The sequence below is a fragment of the Streptomyces sp. 15-116A genome (assembly GCF_025290915.1).
GTDB lineage: Bacteria > Actinomycetota > Actinomycetes > Streptomycetales > Streptomycetaceae > Streptomyces.
Map to the genome: position 1 here is coordinate 35,891 of NZ_JAOCQE010000024.1, position 7,736 is coordinate 43,626.

A 7,736-nucleotide genomic window follows, 5' to 3' on the forward strand; every position below is an offset into this window, starting at 1 on the left:
TCCCGGCCGCCCCTCCCTCATGCGGTGCGCGGGGCCGCTACGGCTTGGGCGTGGCGTGCGGCGCGCACGTCACGTCGGAGCGGTCCAGCTCGCCGCTGAGCAGATAGGCGTCCACCCGCTCGTTGACGCACGGGTTGACCAGCCCGGTGACGCCGTGCGAACCGGCGTCCTTCTCGGTGATGAGCCGGGAGCCCTTGAGCCGCTCGTGCAGTTCGACGGCACCCTCGTACGGGGTGGCCGCGTCCCGCTCGGCCTGGACGATCAGCACCGGCGGCAGGCCCTTGCCGGTCTTCACGTTCAGCGGGGTCTGCTGCTTGACCGGCCAGGTGGCGCACGGCAGGTTCATCCACGCGTTGGCCCACGTCATGAACGGGTGGTCCTTGTGCAGCCGCGTGTTGTCGCGGTCCCACGTCTTCCAGCTGGTGGGCCACTTGGCGTCGGCGCACTCCACGGCCGTGTAGACCGCGTTGCCGTTCTCCGCGGCGGCGTTGCCCGCGGTGTCGGACAGGTCGGGGGCGGCGGCGTCGACGAGCGCCTGGGTGTCGCCGGCGACGTACTTGCTGAAGACGGTCGCCACCGGGACCCACGCGGAGTCGTAGTAGGGGGCGCTCTGGAAGAAGGAGATGAGCTCGGCCGGGCCGACGACCCCGCCGATCGGCTCCTCCGCGGCGGTGGCGCGCAGCTTCAGCCACTGGGCCTGGACGGCGTCGCGGGTGGTGCCGAGGTGGAAGACGGCGTCGTTCTTCGCCACCCAGTCCTGCCAGTCCTTCCAGCGGGTCTCGAAGGCGACGTCCTGGTCCAGGTTGGCCTGGTACCAGATCTTCTCGCGCGAGGGGTTGACCACGCTGTCGACGACCATACGGCGGACATGGCCGGGGAAGAGGGTGGCGTAGACGGCGCCCAGGTAGGTGCCGTAGGAGACGCCGAGGAAGTTGAGCTGCTTCTCGCCGAGGGCGGCGCGGATGACGTCGAGGTCGCGCGCGGTGTTCGGCGTGGTCATGTGGGGCAGCATCTCGCCGCTGCGCTCGTAGCAGCCCTCGGCGTACTCGCGGGCCAGCTTGCGCTGGGCGAGCTTGTCGGCCTCGGAGCCCGGCACCGGGTCCATCTTGGGCGCCTTGACGAACTCCTGCGGGTCCACGCAGGAGATGGGCGCGGACTTGCCGACGCCGCGCGGGTCGAAGCCCACGAAGTCGTAGGCCTTGGCGGTCTTCGCCCAGACCGGGTTCTTGCCGGTGACGCGGGCCGGGAAGCGCAGTCCGGAGCCGCCGGGGCCGCCCGGGTTGTACAGCAGGGCGCCCTGCCGTTCGCTCTTGGTGCCGGTGTTGCCGATCCGGTCGACGGCGAGCTTGATCTGCTTGCCGTAGGGCTTGGCGTAGTCGAGCGGCACGGAGACCCAGCCGCACTGGATGGGCTTGGCCAGGTTCCAGTCGGCGGGGCAGTCCTGCCAGTCGATACCGGTCTTCGCGGCCCGGGCGGCGGCGATGGCGACGCCCCGGGCCTCACGGTCCTTGCCGCGGTGGGTGGTCGTGTCCGCCGTGGCGCTCGCCGTGGGCGCCGCGACGGCGCCGGATATGAGTGTCGCGGTGACGAGCACTCCGGCCGAGCCGAGCGCCACCGCCCGCCTCTTCGGTCTGCTGTCCCTCAAGTGGGGCCTCCCCGTTCATCGTTGCGATGGGTACGGGGGATCCTTGCTGCTGCGAGGTGTCCGGCGACAGGGGCGGCCGCGCTTCTTTGCCAATCCGATAACCGGTGAAAGAGGTTCTGTTAACCGGACGCCGGGGTGAGGGACGCCAGCGCAGCGTCCAGCAGGCGCCGCAGCCGCAGTGCGTCCGGGGCGACGGCGCCGACCAGGACCGCCGGCCCGGCGAGCGGCAGGACGACGGCACCCTCGCCCACGACCCGTGCGGCCACCGGAGCGTCCGCGAACTCCGGGCGGGCAACGAGCAGTTGCCCGACCGCCCGGTGTCCGGCGAGCACGGCGGGCCCGTCCCAGCCGCCGGGGGCCCCGGCCCCGCAGACCAGCTCCTGATCGAGGACGGTACGCCCGGCGATCCGCAGGGTCAGACGACTGGCGAGCCCTCCGGGTTCCTCCCCGGCCCGCCCGAGCACCTGCTCCTCCCGCAGCACGAGCCTGGCACCGGCGGCCAGGTCCACCTGGGTGGAGACGCGCAGCTCGCTGTCCCGCACGGAGATCAACTGCTCGGGCAGCCAGTGCAGTTCCGCCCCGTCGGCGACGGTGAGGCGTACGTCGTACCGTGCCTCGCCCTTGCTCTGCCCGGGCAGGGCGAGGGTGGCGGCGGCCGAGCCGACGCGCAAGCGCGCGCCCTGTTCCACGTCCGCCCGCACGGTGAAGTGGTCCCCGCCGAGCGGTCCGCTCATGGCGCCGACCAGCATGACGCGGGCCTCGGCACCACTCCCCCGGGTCCGCCGCACCGCGAGCGGCCCGTCGCTCTCCAGCACGGGCAGGCTTGTACCGCCCCGTCCGTCGCCGTGGGCGCGGATGCGGGCGGTGGCGCGGACGCCGGTGGTGTTCACGCGGTCCATTCCGCGACGCGCCCGCGCACCCAGTCGGCGACATCCGCGACGCCCGCCTCGCTGCGCAACGACTGGAACACCACGGGCAGATGGGCCCGCTGGGCCTTGGCGTCGGCCGCCATCCGCGCGAGGTCGGAGCCGACGTACGGGGCGAGGTCGGTCTTGTTGACGACCAGCAGATCGGCGGTGGCCACACCGGGCCCGCCCTTGCGCGGGATGTCGTCCCCGCCGGCCACGTCGATCACGAAGATCTGCGCGTCGACGAGCCCCTTGGAGAAGGTGGCGGTGAGATTGTCCCCGCCGGACTCGACGAGGATCAGATCCAGCGGCCCGACCTCGTCCTCGAGGTCCTCCACCGCTTCGAGGTTGGCGGAGATGTCGTCGCGGATGGCGGTGTGGGGGCAGGCCCCCGTCTCGACGGCGGCGATCCGCTCGGGGGGCAGCACGGCTTCCCTGAGCAGGAACTCGGCGTCCTCGCGCGTGTAGATGTCGTTGGTCACGACGGCGAGCGACAACTCGTCGCGCAGGACCCGGCAAAGAGTGGCGACCGTGGCCGTCTTACCGGACCCCACGGGCCCACCGAGCCCGATCCGCAGAGCCCGCCGACTGCCGTCGGGGCGACGGGCGTCGGCACTGAGGGCGGTAGCGCTGTGATGGTGGTCAAGGTGCATATACGGCTCCATGTCGAGATGCTCGTGCTATCAGCCCGTCCGGCGCTTGAGGACGAGGCCGTTCAGGCCGATACGGGGGTCCGGGGGCAGAGCCCCGGGGTCGGGAACGGGAAGGGGCGGCGGGGGCGAAAAACTCATGACGCGAACAACCGCACGGGCCACCCCGCATGCAGCTCCGCCCCGATCTCCAGCAACGGCGCGGAACACGCCGGCAGCGCATCCACCCCCTCGTCGACCACCTCCCGAGCCGCCGCAACCGCCCGGTCCACCACCCGATCCAGCTCCGGAGCCAACCTCGCCAGTACCCCCGTCGCCTCGAACGGATCAAGACTCAGCAACCGCACCGTCGCCGTAGCCGCCCCACTCACGCTCTCGTACGCGGAGCAGTACGCGGCATCCACCGCGTCCAGCCCCGCCGCCCGCGCCGCCACGCCGAGCACCACCGGCTGATGGGCTCCCTTGGGGAACTCCCGCGCCAGGACGTCCAGTTCGGCCGACGGCCAGACGGCCCGCGCCGCCCGCATCAACTGCCGCCCCAGCTTCCGCGCAGCACTCCGCAGCGCCGACGACGGCGTCCGCGCATCGGCCGCCGCATCGAGCACCACCGGATCCACGCCGAGCGCCGCCGCCGCGGCCAGCGACGCCGAGACCAGCCCCGCCGTGTGCAACCGCCCCCGGCAGAAGTCCTCCAGGCTCGCCGCTCCGGTGATCCGCCCGGCCTTGACGGCGGCCTCGGCCCCACCGGAGTGGGCGTGCCCGCCCGCCGGAAAGCGCCCGTCGGCCAGCACGAGCAACGCGGCTCTCGACATCACACCGTCCCTCAGAAGAGGAAGTACCGCTGGGCCATGGGCAGTTCCGCCGCCGGTGTCGCCTCGACCAGCTCCCCGTCGATGTGCACCGCGAAGCTGTCGGGGTCGATGCGTACGTCCGGCCGGGCGTCGTTCTCCCGCATGTCCGCCTTGGTCACCCCGCGCGTGGAGTCGATCGCGACGAACCGCTTGCCGAGCCGCAGCCGCTCAGGCAGCCCGTCCTCGATCGCCGCCGGGGCGACGAAGTTGACCGAGTTCGCGGCGGGCGCCCGCCCGATCGCCCCGTACATCGGGCGCGGGAGGATCGGCTGCGGGGTGGGGATGGAGGCGTTGGCGTCGCCCATCTGCGCGTAGGCGATCTGTCCGCTTTTCAGGACCAGTTGGGGCTTGACGCCGAAGAACGCCGGTTCCCAGAGCACCAGATCGGCGAGCTTGCCGCTCTCCACGGAGCCGATCTCCCGGGCGAGGCCCTGCGCGAGCGCCGGGTTGATGGTGTATTTGGCGACATAGCGACGTACCCGGCGGTTGTCCGCGCGCCCGTCCCCCGGCAGCGCGCCCCGGCGCCGCTTCATCACATGGGCGGTCTGCCAGGTCCGCAGGATCACCTCGCCGACGCGGCCCATGGCCTGGGAGTCCGAGGAGATGATCGAGATCGCGCCGAGGTCGTGGAGGATGTCCTCGGCCCCGATGGTGGACGGCCGGATCCGGGACTCGGCGAAGGCGAGGTCCTCGGGCACGGCCGCGTTGAGGTGGTGGCACACCATCAGCATGTCGAGGTGTTCCTCGGCGGTGTTGACGGTGAACGGCCGGGTGGGATTGGTGGAGCTGGGCAGGACGTGCGGCTCGGAGACCACGGTCATGATGTCGGGCGCGTGCCCGCCGCCCGCGCCCTCGGTGTGGTACGCGTGGATGCCGCGCCCGGCGATCGCGGCGAGCGTGTCGCCCACGAATCCGGCCTCGTTGAGGGTGTCGGTGTGGATGGCGACCTGGATGCCGGTCCGTTCGGCGACGGTGAGGGACGCGTCGATGACGGCCGGGGTGGAGCCCCAGTCCTCGTGGAGCTTCAGCCCGACCGCGCCGCCGCGGATCTGGGAGAGCATCGCCTCGTGGGAGACGGTGTTGCCCTTGCCGAGCAGGCCGATGTTGAGCGGGTACGCCTCCATCGCCTCCAGCATCCGCGCCAGATGCCAGGGCCCCGGCGTGACGGTGGTGGCCTTGGAGCCCTCGGCGGGCCCGGTGCCGCCGCCGACCAGGGTGGTGATGCCGGAGGCGAGCGCCTCGTCGGCGATCTGCGGGCAGATGAAGTGGACGTGCGCGTCGATGGCGCCCGCGGTGAGGATGCGGCCGTTGCCGGCGATGATCTCGGTCTCGGGGCCGATGACGAGGTCCGGGTGGACGCCGTCCATGGTGTCGGGGTTGCCGGCCTTGCCGATGCCGGTGATCCGGCCGTCCCGGATGCCGACGTCGGCCTTGACGACGCCCCAGTGGTCGACGATCACCACCCCGGTGATCACGGTGTCCGGAGTGCCTTCGGCCCGCGTGGCGCGGGACTGGCCCATGGACTCGCGGATGACCTTGCCGCCGCCGAAGACGGCCTCGTCACCGGCGCGTCCGGGCCCGCCGGCGCGGTCCTCCTCGATCTCGATCAGCAGATCGGTGTCGGCGAGCCGGATGCGGTCGCCGGTGGTGGGGCCGAACAGGTCGGCGTAGGCGGCGCGGGAGATCTCAGGCATCGAGGGCGCCTCCGGTCTCGCCGCGCAGCCCGGGCACGACGCGGGCTCCGGTGAGCGGGACGAGCTCCACCTCGACGGGGATGCCGGGTTCGAAGCGCACGGCCGTCCCCGCGGCGACGTCGAGCCGCTTGCCGCGGGCCGCCGCGCGGTCGAAGTCGAGGCCGGGGTTGGCCTCGGCGAAGTGGTAGTGGGAGCCGACCTGGACGGGCCGGTCGGCGGTGTTGAGGACGGTCAGGCGGGTGACCTCTCGGCCGGTGTTGTATGCGATCGGGTCGTCGGCGAAGAGGATCTCTCCGGGAATCACGGCGGCCTCTCCCCCGTCAGACGATCGGGTCGTGGACGGTGACGAGCTTGGTGCCGTCCGGGAAGGTGGCCTCCACCTGGACGTCGTGGATCATCTCAGGGACGCCCTCCATGACGTCGTCCCGGGTGAGCAGCTTGCGGCCGGAGGCCATGAGTTCGGCGACGGTCCGGCCGTCGCGCGCGCCCTCGAGGATGTGCGAGGTGATGAGGGCGACCGCCTCGGGGTGGTTCAGCCTCAGCCCGCGCGCCCGGCGCTTGTCGGCCACGTCGGCCGCCACATGGATCAGCAGCCTCTCCTGCTCGTGCGGGGTCAGTTGCACGGCGTCCCACCTCACAGTCCTCGCTCCGGACCGTGCGGGGTCCGGCTGCCGCAGCCACCGGCAGCGTCCCTGGTGGCATGGAGCGGCAGGCTAGTGGGGTGGCGTTTCCGGCACGTTAACCGCGCCGTGACGGACGATCAGGCTTCCGGCGTGGTCCGGCCCAGCGCCATCAGCGCCCGCAGACCGTCGCCCAGGGTCTGCTCGGACACCCCGCCGAACAGCGCCATCTGGGCGGCGAAACCCTGCGCGAGCGCGATCATCGTGCGCGCCATGGCGTCGGCATCGGCGCCGGCGGGCATGAGGCCGGCGTCCTTGTACTTCTCGACCACCTTGGCCCAGGCCGCCCGGACCTTCAGGTATCCCTCCTCCAGCACGGCCGCGAGTTCCGGGCTGCGCGTGGTCTCCGTCCACACCTGGATCATCAGGCGCGGGAACATCCACTGCCCCCCGTCCAGGGTCGCCGGGCGCAGTTCCCGCATCCGGCCCAGGGTGCGCGGGATCAGCACGTCGGGGGTGGGGGGCGGGCTCTCCTGGGCCGCCTGCTCGAAGGTGCCGCGCACCGTGTCGAGCACATCGGTGACGATCGCGGAAATCAGCTGGTCCTTGCCGCTGAAGTACCGGTAGACCGCGCCCGCGGAGAGGTCCGCCTCCTTGAGCACGTCCTGCATGGAGGTGGCGTGGAAGCCGTTGCGGGCGAAGCAGAGGGCGGCCGCGTCGAGGATCTGGCGGCGGCGGGCGTCGAGGTGTTCCTGGGATACGCGGGCCATGCACCCAAACTAAAACGAACGTTCCTTCTTGACAAGGAGCAGGGTCAGCGGGACGGTAGCACCACCAACAAAAACGAACGATCCTTCTTTTTGGACTCCGGGACACCCCGAAGGAGCATCATGTCCACCACGTCCGTCACTCCGAGGCGCCGCACGGCCGCCGTCCTGGTGCTCATCCCGGCCCTGGTGGCCCTGGCGCTCTGGGCGTTCGCCTGGCCCGCCGCCCGTACCGCGCCCCGCGATCTGCCGCTCGGTGTGGCCGGTCCGGCAGCCGCCACCGCCCCTGTGGAGCAGCGGCTCGCCCAGCACGAGGGCGCCTTCGACCTCCACCGCTACGCCGACGAGACGGCCGCCCGGGAGGCCGTCGAGGGCCGGGAGGTGTACGGCGCGCTCGTCGTCACCCCGCAGGGCCCGAAGCTGCTCACCGCCACGGCCGCCGGCCCGGCGGTCGCCCAGGCACTCCAGCAGGCCGTGGCACAGCAGGCCTCCGCCTCGGGCACGCCGATGACGACCGTCGACGTCGTACCTGCCGCCGCGCAGGATCCGCGGGGTGCGGCCCTGACCGCGAGCGTGCTGCCGCTGGCGCTGGCCGGGATCG

The 7,736-nt window shown here is 72.2% G+C and carries 8 protein-coding genes and 1 pseudogene; 1 reads left to right on the forward strand and 8 read right to left on the reverse strand.

What is annotated here, in order from left to right; translation table 11 throughout:
- Nucleotides 1–37 precede the first annotated feature (37 nt).
- The 8 genes from N4P33_RS07335 to N4P33_RS07370 all read right to left on the reverse strand — a co-directional run bounded on the left by N4P33_RS07335 (nt 38) and on the right by N4P33_RS07370 (nt 7,138).
- Complete coding sequence (locus N4P33_RS07335; RefSeq protein ID WP_260825483.1) at nt 38–1,645, reverse strand: alpha/beta hydrolase; 1,608 nt, start codon at nt 1,643–1,645, stop codon at nt 38–40.
- A 119-nt stretch (nt 1,646–1,764) separates the two neighbouring features.
- Nucleotides 1,765–2,544 carry an urease accessory protein UreD gene (locus tag N4P33_RS07340; RefSeq protein ID WP_260825484.1) on the reverse strand — a complete coding sequence of 260 codons (780 nt, stop codon included), beginning with the start codon at nt 2,542–2,544 and terminating at the stop codon, nt 1,765–1,767.
- Nucleotides 2,532–3,206: an urease accessory protein UreG gene (gene ureG / locus N4P33_RS07345; protein ID WP_260825486.1), complete on the reverse strand. Its 675-nt coding sequence runs from the start codon at nt 3,204–3,206 to the stop codon at nt 2,532–2,534. The genes N4P33_RS07340 and ureG overlap by 13 nt, the downstream gene beginning before the upstream one ends.
- A gap of 134 nt (nt 3,207–3,340) precedes the next feature.
- Nucleotides 3,341–4,015 carry an urease accessory protein UreF gene (locus N4P33_RS07350; protein WP_260825487.1) on the reverse strand — a complete coding sequence of 225 codons (675 nt, stop codon included), beginning with the start codon at nt 4,013–4,015 and terminating at the stop codon, nt 3,341–3,343.
- Nucleotides 4,016–4,026: 11 nt separating this feature from the next.
- Nucleotides 4,027–5,748, reverse strand: coding sequence for an urease subunit alpha (locus N4P33_RS07355; RefSeq protein ID WP_260825488.1), 1,722 nt, complete (start codon nt 5,746–5,748; stop codon nt 4,027–4,029).
- On the reverse strand, nt 5,741–6,052 hold the full coding sequence (locus tag N4P33_RS07360; RefSeq protein ID WP_260825489.1) for an urease subunit beta: 312 nt from the start codon (nt 6,050–6,052) through the stop codon (nt 5,741–5,743). Before N4P33_RS07360 ends, N4P33_RS07355 begins: the two co-directional genes overlap by 8 nt.
- Nucleotides 6,053–6,068: 16 nt before the next feature.
- Nucleotides 6,069–6,371 carry an urease subunit gamma gene (locus N4P33_RS07365; RefSeq protein ID WP_260825490.1) on the reverse strand — a complete coding sequence of 101 codons (303 nt, stop codon included), beginning with the start codon at nt 6,369–6,371 and terminating at the stop codon, nt 6,069–6,071.
- A gap of 137 nt (nt 6,372–6,508) precedes the next feature.
- Complete coding sequence (locus tag N4P33_RS07370; RefSeq protein WP_260825491.1) at nt 6,509–7,138, reverse strand: TetR/AcrR family transcriptional regulator; 630 nt, start codon at nt 7,136–7,138, stop codon at nt 6,509–6,511.
- 120 nt (nt 7,139–7,258) lie between these two features.
- On the opposite strand from N4P33_RS07370, the pseudogene N4P33_RS07375 reads away from it, so the two are divergent.
- Nucleotides 7,259–7,736, forward strand: a pseudogene (locus tag N4P33_RS07375) (ABC transporter permease); the annotation flags it as partial.

Coding starts and splice junctions, on each gene's coding strand:
- N4P33_RS07340 (WP_260825484.1), bottom strand. CDS start 2,544: ATGGACCGCGTGAACACCACCGGCGTCCGCGCCACCGCCCGCATCCGC.
- ureG (WP_260825486.1), bottom strand. CDS start 3,206: ATGCACCTTGACCACCATCACAGCGCTACCGCCCTCAGTGCCGACGCC.
- N4P33_RS07350 (WP_260825487.1), bottom strand. CDS start 4,015: ATGTCGAGAGCCGCGTTGCTCGTGCTGGCCGACGGGCGCTTTCCGGCG.
- N4P33_RS07355 (WP_260825488.1), bottom strand. CDS start 5,748: ATGCCTGAGATCTCCCGCGCCGCCTACGCCGACCTGTTCGGCCCCACC.
- N4P33_RS07370 (WP_260825491.1), bottom strand. CDS start 7,138: ATGGCCCGCGTATCCCAGGAACACCTCGACGCCCGCCGCCGCCAGATC.